General features: G+C 30.0%; 16 protein-coding genes. 7 read left to right on the top strand and 9 right to left on the bottom strand.

Annotation, left to right across the window (positions count from 1 at the left end; translation table 11 throughout):
* The first annotated feature begins 6 nt into the window (after window positions 1-6).
* Genes hutH through hutG form a run of 4 tightly spaced genes read left to right on the top strand, consistent with a single transcriptional unit; the run spans window position 7 to window position 5,718 of the window.
* On the top strand, window positions 7-1,500 hold the full coding sequence (gene hutH, locus DIS07_RS14280) for a histidine ammonia-lyase (protein WP_109405947.1): 1,494 nt from the start codon (window positions 7-9) through the stop codon (window positions 1,498-1,500).
* An 8-nt stretch (window positions 1,501-1,508) separates the two neighbouring features.
* On the top strand, window positions 1,509-3,506 hold the full coding sequence (locus tag DIS07_RS14275) for a urocanate hydratase (RefSeq protein WP_109405946.1): 1,998 nt from the start codon (window positions 1,509-1,511) through the stop codon (window positions 3,504-3,506).
* On the top strand, window positions 3,506-4,747 hold the full coding sequence (gene hutI / locus DIS07_RS14270) for an imidazolonepropionase (protein WP_109405945.1): 1,242 nt from the start codon (window positions 3,506-3,508) through the stop codon (window positions 4,745-4,747). Before DIS07_RS14275 ends, hutI begins: the two co-directional genes overlap by 1 nt.
* Before the next feature lie 5 nt (window positions 4,748-4,752).
* Window positions 4,753-5,718, top strand: a complete 966-nt coding sequence (gene hutG, locus DIS07_RS14265) for a formimidoylglutamase (RefSeq protein ID WP_109405944.1) — start codon at window positions 4,753-4,755, stop codon at window positions 5,716-5,718.
* Between the two features lie 30 nt (window positions 5,719-5,748).
* On the opposite strand, the gene DIS07_RS14260 is transcribed toward hutG, so the two are convergent.
* The 5 genes from DIS07_RS14260 to DIS07_RS14240 are packed head-to-tail and all read right to left on the bottom strand — an operon-like array spanning window position 5,749 to window position 10,055.
* A complete protein-coding gene (locus DIS07_RS14260) occupies window positions 5,749-6,627 on the bottom strand; it encodes a pseudouridine synthase (RefSeq protein ID WP_109405943.1) in 879 nt (292 codons plus the stop codon).
* 36 nt (window positions 6,628-6,663) lie between these two features.
* The gene (locus tag DIS07_RS14255) at window positions 6,664-7,581 is read right to left on the bottom strand and encodes a geranylgeranylglycerol-phosphate geranylgeranyltransferase (protein WP_109405942.1); all 918 of its coding nucleotides are present in this window, start codon (window positions 7,579-7,581) and stop codon (window positions 6,664-6,666) included.
* 4 nt (window positions 7,582-7,585) lie between these two features.
* Window positions 7,586-8,512, bottom strand: coding sequence for a mevalonate kinase family protein (locus DIS07_RS14250; protein WP_109405941.1), 927 nt, complete (start codon window positions 8,510-8,512; stop codon window positions 7,586-7,588).
* A gap of 53 nt (window positions 8,513-8,565) precedes the next feature.
* Window positions 8,566-8,958 (bottom strand): toxin-antitoxin system YwqK family antitoxin, encoded by a 393-nt coding sequence (locus tag DIS07_RS14245; RefSeq protein WP_109405940.1) that lies wholly within the window; start codon window positions 8,956-8,958, stop codon window positions 8,566-8,568.
* A gap of 17 nt (window positions 8,959-8,975) precedes the next feature.
* Window positions 8,976-10,055: a diphosphomevalonate/mevalonate 3,5-bisphosphate decarboxylase family protein gene (locus tag DIS07_RS14240; protein ID WP_109405939.1), complete on the bottom strand. Its 1,080-nt coding sequence runs from the start codon at window positions 10,053-10,055 to the stop codon at window positions 8,976-8,978.
* 77 nt (window positions 10,056-10,132) lie between these two features.
* Between DIS07_RS14240 and DIS07_RS14235 the strand changes: the two genes are divergently transcribed.
* Together DIS07_RS14235 and DIS07_RS14230 are read left to right on the top strand one after the other, a co-directional pair.
* Window positions 10,133-10,738 (top strand): thiamine diphosphokinase, encoded by a 606-nt coding sequence (locus tag DIS07_RS14235; protein ID WP_109405938.1) that lies wholly within the window; start codon window positions 10,133-10,135, stop codon window positions 10,736-10,738.
* 13 nt (window positions 10,739-10,751) lie between these two features.
* Complete coding sequence (locus DIS07_RS14230; RefSeq protein WP_109405937.1) at window positions 10,752-10,985, top strand: hypothetical protein; 234 nt, start codon at window positions 10,752-10,754, stop codon at window positions 10,983-10,985.
* A gap of 100 nt (window positions 10,986-11,085) precedes the next feature.
* Here DIS07_RS14230 and DIS07_RS14225 read toward each other — a convergent pair whose 3' ends face one another.
* The 4 genes from DIS07_RS14225 to DIS07_RS14210 are packed head-to-tail and all read right to left on the bottom strand — an operon-like array spanning window position 11,086 to window position 13,559.
* Window positions 11,086-11,640 carry a thioredoxin family protein gene (locus tag DIS07_RS14225; RefSeq protein ID WP_109405936.1) on the bottom strand — a complete coding sequence of 185 codons (555 nt, stop codon included), beginning with the start codon at window positions 11,638-11,640 and terminating at the stop codon, window positions 11,086-11,088.
* Between the two features lie 10 nt (window positions 11,641-11,650).
* On the bottom strand, window positions 11,651-12,130 hold the full coding sequence (locus tag DIS07_RS14220) for a hypothetical protein (protein WP_109405935.1): 480 nt from the start codon (window positions 12,128-12,130) through the stop codon (window positions 11,651-11,653).
* Between the two features lie 14 nt (window positions 12,131-12,144).
* Window positions 12,145-12,669, bottom strand: a complete 525-nt coding sequence (locus tag DIS07_RS14215; protein WP_109405934.1) for an energy transducer TonB — start codon at window positions 12,667-12,669, stop codon at window positions 12,145-12,147.
* A gap of 47 nt (window positions 12,670-12,716) precedes the next feature.
* Window positions 12,717-13,559 (bottom strand): energy transducer TonB, encoded by an 843-nt coding sequence (locus DIS07_RS14210; protein ID WP_235869152.1) that lies wholly within the window; start codon window positions 13,557-13,559, stop codon window positions 12,717-12,719.
* Between the two features lie 217 nt (window positions 13,560-13,776).
* On the opposite strand from DIS07_RS14210, the gene DIS07_RS14205 reads away from it, so the two are divergent.
* Complete coding sequence (locus DIS07_RS14205; protein WP_109405933.1) at window positions 13,777-14,277, top strand: DUF456 domain-containing protein; 501 nt, start codon at window positions 13,777-13,779, stop codon at window positions 14,275-14,277.
* Window positions 14,278-14,375 lie beyond the last annotated feature (98 nt).

Here is a 14,375-nt window from a genome sequence, read left to right as displayed (position 1 = left end):
CTACTAATGACTTTCAAATACGGAATAGATCATCTTGACTTAACAAAAGTTTTACAAATTGCAAATAATGAGCTAAAAGCTGTTATTAATAATCAAGCAAAAAGTAAAATTATTACTTCAAGAAAAAGGGTTAACACAATTATACAGAAAAACAAAGCTGTTTATGGCATAAATACTGGTTTTGGCCCTTTATGTGATGTTCAAATATCACCAGAAGAAACCAATCTACTTCAAAAAAACCTATTGATAACTCACGCAGTTGGTGTTGGCGAAAATATCGATAAACAATTGTCTAAAATTATGATGATTTGTAAAGTTCACACTTTATGTCAAGGGTTTTCGGGTGTTCGTTTAAAGTTGATTGAACGCATTTTATATTTTATTGAAAACGACTTACTTCCCACAGTTCCTAAACAAGGTTCTGTAGGTGCTTCTGGAGATTTAGCGCCACTTTCTCATCTTTTTTTACCGTTGATAGGTGAAGGAGATTTTTGGGTTGGGGACAAAATTATTCCTGCAAAAGAAATTTTACAAGAACATCATTTAGAACCTTTAGAGTTACACGCAAAAGAAGGTTTGGGTTTGATAAATGGAACACAATTTATTTTAGCACATACCATTTTAGGACTTTCAAAAATGAAATATTTATTAGATTTAGCCGATGTTTCAGGTGCGATGAGTATTGAAGGTTACAAAGGAAGTGCTTCACCTTTTAAAGAAGCTTTGCACAGCATTAGACCTTTTAAAGGAAGCTTACACGTTGCCAAAAGAATGCGAATGCTCTTTAAAAATTCACAAAATATTACTTCTCACGAAGATTGCGAGCGAGTTCAAGATCCCTATTCAATGCGTTGTATTCCTCAAGTTCACGGAGCTTCAAGAAATGCATTTTATCACCTAAAAGAATTGGCAGAAATAGAAATGAATTCTGTAACAGACAACCCAATTATTTTAAGTGAAACTGAAGCCATTTCTGGCGGGAATTTCCACGGACAACCATTAGCAATGGCTTTAGACTATTGCTCTATTGCAGCATCAGAATTAGGAAACATTGCAGACAGACGTTGCTATTTATTATTAGAAGGCAAATACGGTTTACCAAGATTATTAACTAAAAGTGGTGGATTAAATTCTGGTTTTATGATTCCGCAATATACTACAGCTGCTTTGGTAACGGAAAATAAATCCTTGTGTTTTCCGCCTTCTGCAGATAGTATTCCAACTTCTTTAGGACAAGAAGATCACGTTTCTATGGGTAGTATTTCTGGAAGAAAATTGAATCAAATTTTAGAAAATTTAGAAAAAATTCTTGCCATAGAGTTACTATACGCTGCTCAATCCTTAGAATTTAGAAGACCAAACACTTTTTCTGAAATCATAGAAGAAAATTATAAAATCATCAGAAAAAAAGTTGACAAATTAGAAGATGACAGATTGTTAAAAGATGACATCAATAATATGATTCAATTGGTAAAAACACAAGAAATAATTGTAAAATAAAAAAGAAAATGAATTTTACATCACAAATTTTACAAGGAATTCCAAATGAACTTCCAACAAAGAAAACATATCCAAAAAATGCAAACAGTGCACCAAAAAGAAAGGACATTTTATCTTTAGAAGAAAAAAAATTGGCGATAAAAAATGCGTTGCGCTATTTTCCAAAAAAATGGCACAAAGTACTTTCCCAAGAATTTGCGAATGAATTAAAAGAATTTGGGAGAATTTATATGTTTAGATTTAAACCAGATTACAAAATTTACGCAAGAAATATTAGTGAGTATCCTGCAAATTCAACACAAGCTGCAGCCATTATGCTAATGATTCAAAACAACTTAAATCCTGATGTAGCACAACATCCAGAAGAATTAATTACTTACGGTGGCAATGGAGCTGTGTTTCAAAACTGGGCACAATATCTTTTGGTTATGCAATATTTAGCAACTATGACAGATGAGCAAACACTGCATTTATATTCTGGTCATCCAATGGGATTATTCCCTTCTTCAAAAAATGCTCCAAGAGTTGTTGTAACCAACGGAATGGTAATTCCAAACTACTCAAAACCTAACGATTGGGAAAAAATGAACGCTTTAGGTGTTTCTCAATATGGACAAATGACAGCGGGTTCTTTTATGTATATTGGACCACAAGGAATTGTACACGGAACTACAATTACTGTGATGAACGCTTTCAGAAAATTTTTAAAAAAGAATGAAAATCCTAATGGTAAAATCTTTTTAACTGCGGGTTTAGGCGGAATGAGTGGAGCACAACCAAAAGCTGGAAATATTGCAGGTTGCATTACGATTTGTGCAGAAATCAATCCTAAAGCTGCTAAAAAAAGACATCAACAAGGTTGGGTAGATATTTTAATTGATGATATTGATGTTTTAGTAAAACGAACCTTGGAAGCGCAGAAAAACAAAGACATAGTTTCCATCGCCTTTATAGGTAACATTGTAGATGTTTGGGAACGTTTTGATAAAGAAAACATTTTTATTCATATTGGTTCAGATCAAACTTCGCTGCATATTCCTTTAACTGGCGGATATTACCCTGTTGATTTATCCTTTGATGAATCTAATATTTTAATCAAAGAAAATCCAGAATTATTCAAAGAAAAAGTACAAGAATCGTTAAGAAGACAAGTAAACTCAATAAACAAACACACCAAAAAAGGAACCTACTTTTTTGATTATGGAAATGCGTTTTTATTAGAAGCATCAAGAGCGGGAGCAGCTATTATGGCAGAAAACAATATCGATTTCAAATACCCTTCGTATGTGCAAGATATATTAGGGCCTATGTGTTTTGATTATGGTTTTGGTCCATTTCGTTGGGTTTGTGCATCAGGAAAACAAGAAGATTTAGATAAAACCGATGAAATCGCAGCTCAAGTTTTGCAAGAAATAATGGAAAATGCTCCTGAGGAAATTCAATTGCAAATGCAAGACAACATCACCTGGATAAAAAATGCGAAAGCTAATAAAATGGTAGTAGGATCGAAAGCCAGAATTTTATATGCAGATGCAGAAGGTAGAATAAAAATTGCGAAAGCTTTTAATGATGCAATTGCTAATAATGAAATTGGCGCAGTAATTTTAGGTAGAGATCATCACGATGTTAGTGGAACAGATTCGCCTTTTCGAGAAACATCTAACATTTACGATGGAAGTAAATTTACAGCAGATATGGCAATTCATAACGTAATTGGTGATAGTTTTAGAGGTGCAACTTGGGTTTCCATCCATAATGGTGGTGGTGTTGGTTGGGGAGAAGTGATTAATGGTGGTTTTGGAATGCTATTAGACGGAACAAAAGAAGCCGAAGAAAAATTAAAGAATATGCTTTTTTATGATGTAAATAATGGAATTGCAAGAAGAAGTTGGGCAAGAAATGACGAAGCAATTTTTGCCATTAAAAGAGAAATGGAAAGAACACCGAATTTAAAGATTACTTTGCCTAATTTAGTGGAAGAGAATTTATTGAACAATTTATTTTAATGAAGTTACTTTTTAAAAACATAAAAGAGTTAATTCAAGTTAGAGATAAAAACATTGCTTTTGTTTCTGGAAAAGAAATGAAAACACTACCGACCATAAAAAATGCTTTTTTAATAGTTGAAAATGGCTTGATTTGCGATTATGGTTTAATGAAAGATTGCCCAAAAGGTCATTTTTCAGAAACTATTGATGCTGCAGGAAAAATGATTCTACCTTCTTGGTGCGATTCTCATACGCATATTGTCTATGCCGGAAATCGAGAAAGCGAATTTGTGGATAGAATTAATGGTCTGACTTACGAAGAAATTGCCAATAATGGTGGCGGAATTTTAAACTCCGCAAAGAAACTACAAAAAACTTCAGAAGACGATTTGTACCAACAAAGCGAAGTACGTTTAGAAGAAATTATTCAATTAGGAACTGGAGCAGTAGAAATAAAATCGGGCTATGGATTAACGGAAAATGCTGAGTTAAAAATGCTTCGAGTTATCAAACGATTAAAGGAGAATTATCCAATTCCGATAAAAGCTACATTTTTAGGAGCACACGCAATTCCGAATGAATTTAAAAACGATAAAAATGGATATTTAGATCTACTCATTAAAAAAACACTTCCAAAAATAGCTAAAGAAAATTTAGCCGATTTTATTGATGTTTTTTGTGAAAAAGGATATTTTTCGGTCGATGATACAAATCGAATTTTAGAAGCTGGACAGCAATTTGACTTGCAAGGAAAAATACACGTAAATCAATTCAATGCTCTTGGTGGTGTAAAAATTGGAGTAGAAAACAAAGCATTATCTGTAGATCATTTAGAAGTAATGGATACTGATGATATTGAGGTTTTAAAAAACACTAAAACGATGCCTGTTGCATTACCAAGCTGTTCTTATTTTTTAGGAATTCCTTATACGCCAGCAAGAAAAATGATTGATTCTGGTTTGCCTTTAGCTTTAGCTACAGACTACAACCCTGGTTCTACACCTTCTGGAAATATGAATTTTGTCCTTGCTACAGCTTGCATTAAAATGAAAATGACTCCAGCAGAAGCCATAAATGCAGCTACCATAAATGGTGCTTATGCAATGAATTTAGAAAACGAAGTAGGCTCTATAACAAAAGGAAAACTGGCAAATTTAATCTTAACAAAACCAATCAATTCTTACGGATTTATTCCCTATTCATTTGGAAATCATCAAATTGAAAAAGTATTTTTAAAAGGAAAGGAAGTACAAAAATAACAATTATGAGTTTCTTTGAAAATTTAAAAGTAGATTATAAAAGCGGTTGTTTAGAAAATTATTCTGGGAGAAAAACAACACTTGAAAACCAATATTGGTATCAAGAAATTAATGTAGAAACAATTGCATCTAAAAAACTCAATAAAAATATTGACATTGGAATTATCGGTTACGTTTGCGAAGAAGGTGTACAAAGAAATCAAGGAAGAATTGGTACAAAAAATGGACCAAAAGCTATTAGAAATCAATTAGGGAAAGTAGCAACTCATTTTAAAAATAAAAATATTATTGATTTTGGCAACATTATTTGTGTCGATAATTATTTAGAAGATTGCCACGAAGCATTTTCAAAATCTATTGCTAAAATCATACAAAATAAAACTTTGCCTATTGCTATTGGTGGTGGACACGATATTGCTTATGCCAATTTTAATGGTATTAAAAAAGCACTTCAACAAACTGCTAAACGAAAAATTGGAATTGTCAATTTTGATGCTCATTTTGATTTACGTCCTGTTGAAACTGTATCCAATTCAGGAACACCTTTCAATCAAATTTTATCCGAGAATAAGAATGTAGATTATTTTGCTATTGGTATTCAACAACAAGCAAACACCAAAGAATTGTTTGAAATTGCTAAAAAATTGAATGTAAAATATGTTACGAATTTTGAAAGTGAAACATTTAGCAAAGATTTAAAAAAGAAATTATCACAATTTATAGAAAAAGTAGATTACCTATACATTACCATAGATTTGGATGGGTTTTCATCTGCTTACGCTCCTGGTGTAAGTGCTCCTTCTCCACTCGGTTTTTCTTCACAATTTGCATTTGCGGTTTTGTCTTTTTTATTGGAGTGTAAAAAAGTGATTTCTGTAGATATTGCAGAAATGAATCCTGAATATGACATTGATAACACAACAGCAAGATTAGCAGCAAGATTGGTAGATTTTATAGTTTGTAATTCATAAAAAAATCCAGCTAAAAGCTGGATTCATATTTTATTTCATTTTTTGAAGATTCGCAACCTCTAAAGTTGTTAACTCTCTCCATCTACCTCTTGGCAAATTTTTCTTGGTTAGTTCTGCAAAAATGACTCTATCTAATTTATTCACCTTATAACCAACGTGTTCAAAAATTTTACGAACAATTCTGTTTCTACCTGAATGAATTTCGATTCCAATTTCCGATTTTGGCTCTCCATTAATGTAAGAAACCGCATCAATAAACACTTTTCTACCTTCAATAATTACTTCTCCACGAAGTTTTTCTAAATCTTTTAAATCTAGTTTTCTATCTAAAGAAGCGTGATATAATTTACGCACATTATGTTTTGGATGCGTTAATTTCTTAGCCAAATCGCCATCATTGGTAAACAACAATAAACCAGTAGTATTTCTATCTAAACGTCCAACGGGATAAATACGCTCTTTAGAAGCATTTGCAATCAATTCCATTACTGTTTTTCGACCACGATCATCATCCATAGTGGTGATGTAGTTCTTTGGTTTGTTTAAAAGAATATATTTTTTCTGTTCTGGTGTAATGGATGTTCCATCAAATTGAACAACGTCATTTGGCTGAACTTTATATCCCATTTCAGTAACCAGTTTCCCATTTACTTGAACACTACCATGTTCTATATAAGTATCTGCTTCTCTTCGAGAACAAATTCCTGAATTGGCAATATATTTGTTTAAACGAATTCCTGATGATTCATCAGATTTAGGTGTAGTTTTAATCTTTTTGAATTCTTTTTTAGGAGATTTTCTACTTAAAGGAGTACTTTTCGGAGTATCTTTTTTTGGATTTCTTCTACTTAGAGGAGCATTTTTTTTTCCTTCTTGTCGTCCTCTCGACGAGTTTCTATTTGATTTCATTATTTAAAATTTTTGCAAAAATAGGTATAAAAATCCTTAATTCAATCTGTCTATCACTTTTTCCACAAGTAAAGAAGTATCAATAAAAACTAAAGACAAAACCCCGACTAAAAGTAAGAGTTTTAAAATATTGTGTAACATTCTATACTGATTTCTCTCTGTTGATTTCCATAAGTAAAAACCAATAAAAATTAGTGTTACTAATGCTAAATAAAAATAATACTGCATATAACTTAAAGCCGGATATTGCAATAAAAAACCTACAGGAAACAACGTTAATAACAATAAAGAAATTGACAAATACTTTGTTTTTGACTCACCATATTTTACAGGAAATGTATCGTAATTATTTACAATTGCGCCTTTCATATTTTGTAAATCCTTAATCAACTCTCTAACCATTATCACTAAGAACAAAAAAATAGCGTGAACAAATATTATTTTTGAAAAATTTTTAAAATAAATAAATACTGCAAAAAAAGGAAGAATTGTTAATACGGTAGCAGAAATTAGACCTGTTAATGGATATTTTTTTAGTTTGTGAGAATAAAACCAAATGGCAAAAATATAAACTGCAAAAAACAATGCCGCTCTCCAAGAAACCAACCAACCCAAAATAAACCCTAAAAAATTAAGAGCAAAGTAAAGGTTTAATCTTGTAGATTGTTTTACATAATTATCTAAGTTCGATTTTAAAGGACGATTGATTCGATCAACCCTAACATCATAAAAATTATTGATAATATAACCAGCAGCAACAACACAAACTGTTGCAAAAACGATGTAAAATAAATCAACATCAAAAAGGATATTTCTAAGAGATTTTTTTGGTGAAAAAATAAATATTGCAGCTAAATATTGTGCTACAATTAAGACTAGAATGTTATAACCTCTAATTACAGAGATTAAACTTAAAAATTTAAAAAGAATTCTTTTGAGCTTAAAACTAGGCATAAGATTAGAATCTGTATACCAACTCTAACTTGTAGTTTTTTAAACTATTTTGAGCTTTTTCAAAGTCTTCAGTAAAACCTAAAATATAACCTCCACCACCAGAACCACAAAGTTTTAGGTAATAATCATTAGTTTTAATACCATTTTCCCAAACTTTATGAAAAGCATCTGGGATCATAGGTTTAAAGTTTTTTAGTACAATTTTAGAAAGAGATTTTACATTTCCAAACAACGATTTTACATTTCCATGTAAGAAATCTTCGATACAAGCATCTGTTGTTGTTGCAAATTCGTTACTAATCATTTTTCTAAAACCTTCGTTTTTCATCTTGTTCATAAAGATGTTCACCATAGGTTCTGTCTCTCCAATTTGTTCTGAATCCAATAAGAAAACTGCTCCTTTTCCTTGTTTTTGTGATGGAATCCCAGCAGGTTCTACATTATCTTTAGAGTTGATTAAAATTGGTAAACTTAAGTAACTATTTAAGGGGTCTAATCCAGAACTTTTACCGTGGAAAAAAGATTCCATTATAGAAAATATCTGTTTTAAGTTTAATAATTTATCTCTAGTTAAATTTTCTAAAACAGTAATTTTATCGTTTGCATATTTATCGTAAATAGAAGCCACTAAAGCACCTGAACTTCCAACTCCATAACCTTGCGGAATAGAAGAATCGAAGTACATACCCCTATCTATATCTTCTTTTAATTGTTCTAAATCGAAAACAACTAAATCTGTTTTTAAACTTGCTAAATATTTATAAAACTTTAATAGATTTTCATTTGAAAATTTAGATTTACCAGATAATTCTGATGAAGATTTTAACGCACCTCTATATGCATTAAACGGAATTGCTAAACCTTTAGAATCTTTGATAATTCCATATTCTCCGAAAAGAAGAATTTTAGCATAAAAAAGTGGTCCTTTCATTTTCTTTACAATAGTTATGCAAAAATACGAAATTTTCTGTTAAACAAATGTTATTAAAGATTCTTGTAAAAAGTCTTCCAAACTCCAACCTTTTCTCCGTTTTTGTATTTACCTCTTTCTTTAATTTTCCCTGATTTATAATAAGTCTTCCAAATACCTTCCTCTAAATCATTTTCGAAGGTTCCTACTGTTTTTAACTCTCCAGTACTATAATACTCTTCAAACTTACCTTTCTTTCTTTTATTTACAGAAAAATATTTTCTAAAAATATTTCCGTTTTTAAAATAAATGATAGATTTCTTGCCTGCTAACTTTTCTATTTTGTAAAAAACACTTCTCGATTGATTGGTTTCTTTTAAATTACCATCTAACCAAATCTTTTCTTGTGCATTCATTTTTAATGACAGTCCGACAATACATAAAAAAAAGACGAGTTTAATTTTCATAAAATAAATTTGACTAATTATAATCTTATTGCTCCAAGACCAACAGTATCGCAAATATATTGATTTTTCTGACAGTACTTAGACAACTCACTTTCAATAAACTGATTTACAGCTTCTTTTTCATTTTTCGGATACAAAACATGTACATTTGCTCCGGCATCTAAAGTGAAACAAATGTTACTACCATTTTGATTGCGATATTGCCAAATTCTATTGATAATTTCTAAAGTATTTGGTTTCATCAAAATAAAATAGGGGTTACTTGTTAGCATCATAGCGTGCAAAGTTAAGGCTTCACTTTCTACCAATTTGACAAACTCTTTGATGTTTCCTTCTTGGAGGATTTTGGATATTTTAGTCAAATTATCATTTGCTTGTTGAAAACGGTTTTCTGCATAAGGATGATGATGCATTAAATTATGACCTACAGTACTTGAAACTTGTTTTTCTCCTTTATCTACCAATAAAATAGCATCTTGATAATCATTGAAAATTGGATGTACTTTATACGGAAACTGAACTCCAAATAAATCTGAGCTTCCATTAATTTCTGGGTGATTTCCCCAAACCACTAGAGGTCCTTCTACACTTCTACTTGCACTTCCAGAACCTAAACGTGCTAAAAAAGAGGCTTTTTTATTGATATCTTTTTCTGATAAATCGGGATTAATTTCAGATTCTAAACTCATTAAACACATTGCAATTGCACTTAAACCACTTGCAGATGATGCTATTCCACTTGAATGTGGAAACGAATTTTCTGAATGTATTGTCATTTTATATTCAAAAACATAAGGACAATATTCTTGAACTCTTTTAAAAAATTCTGCAATTTTAGGTTTAAACTCTTCTTTTTGTTTCCCTTCAAAAAACAAATCAAAGTCTACATATGTAGATTTTTCTTTTTTCTCAAAATCGATAGTAGTAATAGTATTACAATTGTTTAGCGTAAAACTAATGGAGGTGTTTTTTGGAATCTGAGGATTACTTTTCCCCCAATATTTTACCAACGCTATATTACTCGGAGTTTGCCAAGTATAAGTTGCTTTAGGAATAAAATTTAAGTCCGATTTTACTAAAAACTGATCTGTATCCAAAGTATAAGAATTTGTTACAAAGATAAAACTATTTGAAGTAAAAACTCTTTCCTGTTTTTGTTTGTATTTTTGCTATAATGAAAGACAAAAAAGTTTTTTTATTACTCAACGGAGAAAAACCAAAATCACCTCCTCAATTATCTGATTACCATTTGATTTGTGCAACAGATGGTGCTTATCAATTTTTTAAAGAACACAATATTACTCCAAACTTTATTTGCGGTGATTTTGATTCTTTGGACAGTATTCCAGAAAATATTGAAGTTATTCAAACTCCAAATCAAGATTTAACAGATTTTGATAAAGTTTTACAAATTCTATATAACAAAGGTTTTAACACTATTGATATTTATGGCGCAAGCGGAAAAGAACAAGATCATTTTTTAGGTAATTTACACACTTCTATTCTATGGAAAGAAAAATTAAATTTAACTTTTTTTGATAATCATAGCCGTTATTTTTTAGCAGACAAAACCACAATTATTTCAAATTGTAAAAACAAAATGATTTCTTTAATTCCTTTTCCAGAAGCCAAAAATATTTACACGAAAGGACTAAAATATTCATTAAATAATGAAAATTTAACTTTTGGAAAACGAATAGGAACAAGAAATACGGCTACAACAGACAAAGTAGAAATCTCTTTTAAAAGCGGAGAAATATTTATTTTTATCCATCGTTAAAAATCAAAAAAAAATGACAAAAAAAATTAAATTACTATGGGATTTTAGAGGTCCAGATGCAAAAGAAACTGCCAAACATCATACCATCCATTTAAAAGAATTTGCAACTTTAGAAAACTTGGTTTTTTATAAAATTGACATTCAAGAGAAAAATGAAATGTTATTTTCTGCTTTTATAACTGTTGATGAAAGGGATATGAAAACTTACAGAGATGCTCTAAAACCACATCGTGGAGAAATTGCTTAATTTGTTTTTATCTATACTTAAAAAAATACTTTTTGTTAACTTATAGAATAAAAGACTCTAAACAACTTTTTCTAGTATAAATTTAGCAAATTACCTCAAATCACTTCCATTTAATTCCACACCCCATACTAGGATGCTGTTTTTCTAAAACAGGTTTACCCTCTAATAAATTATTTAGAACATTTCTTAAATCTATACCAGAAACTAGTTTACCATTTCCTGGTCTAGAGTCGTCTAATTGTCCATGATAAATAGATTTTAAATCTGTATCAAAAACATAAAAATCTGGAGTACATGCAGCATCGTAAGCTTTAGCAACTTCTTGAGTTTCGTCATATAAATATGGAAAAGGATACTTTAAATCTAATGCAAGTTTTTTCATTAAATGTGGTGCATCTTGTGGGTAATTTTCTATTTCATTAGAACTAATAGCTATAAAATTAATTCCTTTTTGTTGGTATTTATTTGCCATTTTTACCAACTCATCGTTTACATGAATTACAAACGGACAATGATTGCAAATAAACATAATTACAGTTCCTTTTTCTCCTTTTAGTTGACTTAATGCATAATGTTTATCATCTATAGTATTTATTAAGGTAAAATCTGGAGCTTCTGTTCCGGTTTTAAATTCATTTGATTCTGTTAATGCCATAATATAAAATCTATTTATCTTGTAATAAAATTCTTACGGGTAATTTATATTTTGTTTTTACAGGAATACCTCTTTTGATTGCTGGATATACCTTAGGTAGTTTTAGAATTGAAACTTTTAGTATATTATCTAATTCTGGTAATTGCTGCTTTAAATTTTCTGAAGATTGTACAGTATCTAAAACAAACATTCCATCAGATAATATTTTTAATCCAACGATTACAATTTCGTCTATAGAATCTTTAACAATAAATTTATGTTTTAGCAATTCTTCTGCTATTTTTTTATGAATTGTATTTCTAAAGCAATTTGATTTTTTATTTTTCTCTATAATAGAATCACAAGCTGGAAAAGATGGATATGTATCTACAGAAGAAAAATCTACAATAGTATCTATAGTTTGTTTTTTCTTGTTTTTTGAAAATGAAAATTTATCACATGATGTGATCAAAAACAATACTACAAAAAAAGATAGAACGCGTAAAATCATGAGTTTTAGTTATCTTATATTTTGCTTTTCTCAAGTCTTTTTTTTTCTCTTTTTTCTTTTCTCAACCTAGCTTTTTTCTGAGCTTCAGTTTCCGTAATATTTAATGTAAATGGAAAAGTATATAGTGTTGCCGTTGGTTTTCCATTTAATTTAGCTGGTATCATTTTTGGTAATGAAGATAATACTTTCTTACACTCTTTCTCTAACTTAAGGTGTGGAGCTCTAACCCTAATATTATCGACAATTCCTTTTTCGTCAATTCTAAAACCTAAAAAAATTCTTTTCTTCCCAGGTTCTAAATTAAGACTTGATAGCAAATTTGGATCAAATCTCATTGCAAAATGTTTTTGAATTCCTCTATTAAAACATTTTACCTTCTCTTCTTTTAGAACTTTATTTTCGCATTTTGGAAAAACAGGAATTTCATCAACCTCTTTAAAAGATATTACCTTACTTTCTGTTGTAATTTCTTTTTCTTGCGCATTAAAACTCAAAGAAATTATAACAAAAAATAAAATCAAATATTTTAGCTTTATCATAAATACAATTTAAATTTAAGTGAATTTACTACATTTTTTTAAAAGGACTAATCGACTATTAAAGTAAATGGAATAGAATATTTTACTCCAACATTTTTTCCTCTTTGAGTTCCTGGTTTCATTTTGGGCAAAAGACTCATAACTCTTATTACTTCTTTTTCTAGTAAAGGATGTGGAGCTCTAACTAGTATACTTTTTACTACACCTTCTTTATCTATTAAAAAACCAATAAATACTTTTTTCTTTCCTCGAGTTAAACCAAGTGTATTAGGTAAATCTGCGTCAAAATAAGATGAAAAATGAACCTGCACCATATTATTAAAACATTCTTTCAATTCTAAATTCCCTCCCTTACATCCAGGAAAAACCGGCACATTTTCAATAACAGCAAATGAAACAATGGCGTTAGAACCATTATCAATTTCTTCTTTATCCGTGTTTTCGTTGGTCTTTTCAGAATCTCCATCAACTTTAATTACATTCTTGTCTTCAGAAATAACTTTAGGAGATATCATTCTCTTTTTTTTCTTATATAAATCTGGGTTTTCAATTGCATCTAGCGTATCTGTATACAACAAAAGCATATCATTATAAACCTTATTGTTTTTATCTTTATTTAGTTTAAAAAAAGCGGTTAAATACTCTTTAGCCTTAACATATTTTCCGTTTTCGAAGTAAATTTTAGATCCGAAAATAGCCATTTCTTTGGTCTTTATACTTTCGAAGTAGACCTTGGCTTTTTCAAGATATCTTTCCGATTTTTCAAAATTATTACTTGAATAACTTTTTTGAGCTCTTTTTAAATATACAGCAGCAAGCTCATTTTTATCTTGAGAAAAAAAAGTAAAAACTGTAAAAAAAAGAATAAAAACGAGTACTGATGATTTCATTAAAAAGGGCTGTTTTATTTGAAATCATGAAAGTACTAAATTTCAAATAAATGACTAGTTCTTTTCTCCCTTCATAAAAAAGTTTTTTTCATATTTAATACATCTAACGCTTTAATTTTATAGTGTAAGATTACTTTTCTTAGTCTATTACTCTTATTTTTTCAGTAAAATAATTGTAACAATCATTCGATATCTTCGTCTTACAAGCAAACTGACTATGGATATTTTTTTATTACTTCTTGGATTTATTTTTGTGTTATTAGGAATTATTGGTTCTTTTTTACCAATTCTTCCAGGTCCGTTAACTGGTTGGTTTGGACTTTTACTATTGCATTTTACTTCAATTATCCCAATGAATTGGACTTTTCTAGGAATTACTTTAGGTGTAGCAATTCTTATTTGGATTCTGGATTATTTTATTCCAGCCATGGGTACCAAACGTTTTGGGGGAAGTAAATATGGTGTTTACGGAACAACTATTGGACTAATTGTAGGTTTATTTTCACCTATTCCATTTGGAATTTTAATTGGTGCTTTCTTTGGTGCTTTAATTGGAGAGCTTTTATATGATAGCAAAGATACCAATAGAGCGTTAAAAGCTTCTTTTGGCGCTTTTTTAGGATTCTTAACCTCTGCAACCATTAAGTTCTCAATTGCAATTGTTTATGTTGTACTTTTTATGATTAAATTTTGGAAGTTTAAAGGAGATTTCTTTTAGCTGGCAAACAAGTTTATCTCAGATTTAACGGTTTGTTTGAGCTCGTTGAGGAACGAGACAGCAAGCAGTAAAAGCTCGAAATAGCTTCAAAATAAAGC

Source organism: Polaribacter aquimarinus (assembly GCF_003129485.1).
Lineage (GTDB): Bacteria > Bacteroidota > Bacteroidia > Flavobacteriales > Flavobacteriaceae > Polaribacter > Polaribacter aquimarinus.
Note: the sequence above shows the minus strand (reverse complement) of the source record. Positions and strands in the feature narration are given on the sequence as shown.

Bases quoted from the DNA above. Each gene is read 5' to 3' on its own strand.
- hutH (WP_109405947.1), top strand. From the start codon at position 7: ATGACTTTCAAATACGGAATAGATCATCTTGACTTAACAAAAGTTTTA.
- DIS07_RS14275 (WP_109405946.1), top strand. From the start codon at position 1,509: ATGAATTTTACATCACAAATTTTACAAGGAATTCCAAATGAACTTCCA.
- hutI (WP_109405945.1), top strand. From the start codon at position 3,506: ATGAAGTTACTTTTTAAAAACATAAAAGAGTTAATTCAAGTTAGAGAT.
- hutG (WP_109405944.1), top strand. From the start codon at position 4,753: ATGAGTTTCTTTGAAAATTTAAAAGTAGATTATAAAAGCGGTTGTTTA.
- DIS07_RS14260 (WP_109405943.1), bottom strand. From the start codon at position 6,627: ATGAAATCAAATAGAAACTCGTCGAGAGGACGACAAGAAGGAAAAAAA.
- DIS07_RS14255 (WP_109405942.1), bottom strand. From the start codon at position 7,581: ATGCCTAGTTTTAAGCTCAAAAGAATTCTTTTTAAATTTTTAAGTTTA.
- DIS07_RS14250 (WP_109405941.1), bottom strand. From the start codon at position 8,512: ATGAAAGGACCACTTTTTTATGCTAAAATTCTTCTTTTCGGAGAATAT.
- DIS07_RS14245 (WP_109405940.1), bottom strand. From the start codon at position 8,958: ATGAAAATTAAACTCGTCTTTTTTTTATGTATTGTCGGACTGTCATTA.
- DIS07_RS14235 (WP_109405938.1), top strand. From the start codon at position 10,133: ATGAAAGACAAAAAAGTTTTTTTATTACTCAACGGAGAAAAACCAAAA.
- DIS07_RS14230 (WP_109405937.1), top strand. From the start codon at position 10,752: ATGACAAAAAAAATTAAATTACTATGGGATTTTAGAGGTCCAGATGCA.
- DIS07_RS14225 (WP_109405936.1), bottom strand. From the start codon at position 11,640: ATGGCATTAACAGAATCAAATGAATTTAAAACCGGAACAGAAGCTCCA.
- DIS07_RS14220 (WP_109405935.1), bottom strand. From the start codon at position 12,130: ATGATTTTACGCGTTCTATCTTTTTTTGTAGTATTGTTTTTGATCACA.
- DIS07_RS14215 (WP_109405934.1), bottom strand. From the start codon at position 12,669: ATGATAAAGCTAAAATATTTGATTTTATTTTTTGTTATAATTTCTTTG.
- DIS07_RS14210 (WP_235869152.1), bottom strand. From the start codon at position 13,559: ATGAAATCATCAGTACTCGTTTTTATTCTTTTTTTTACAGTTTTTACT.
- DIS07_RS14205 (WP_109405933.1), top strand. From the start codon at position 13,777: ATGGATATTTTTTTATTACTTCTTGGATTTATTTTTGTGTTATTAGGA.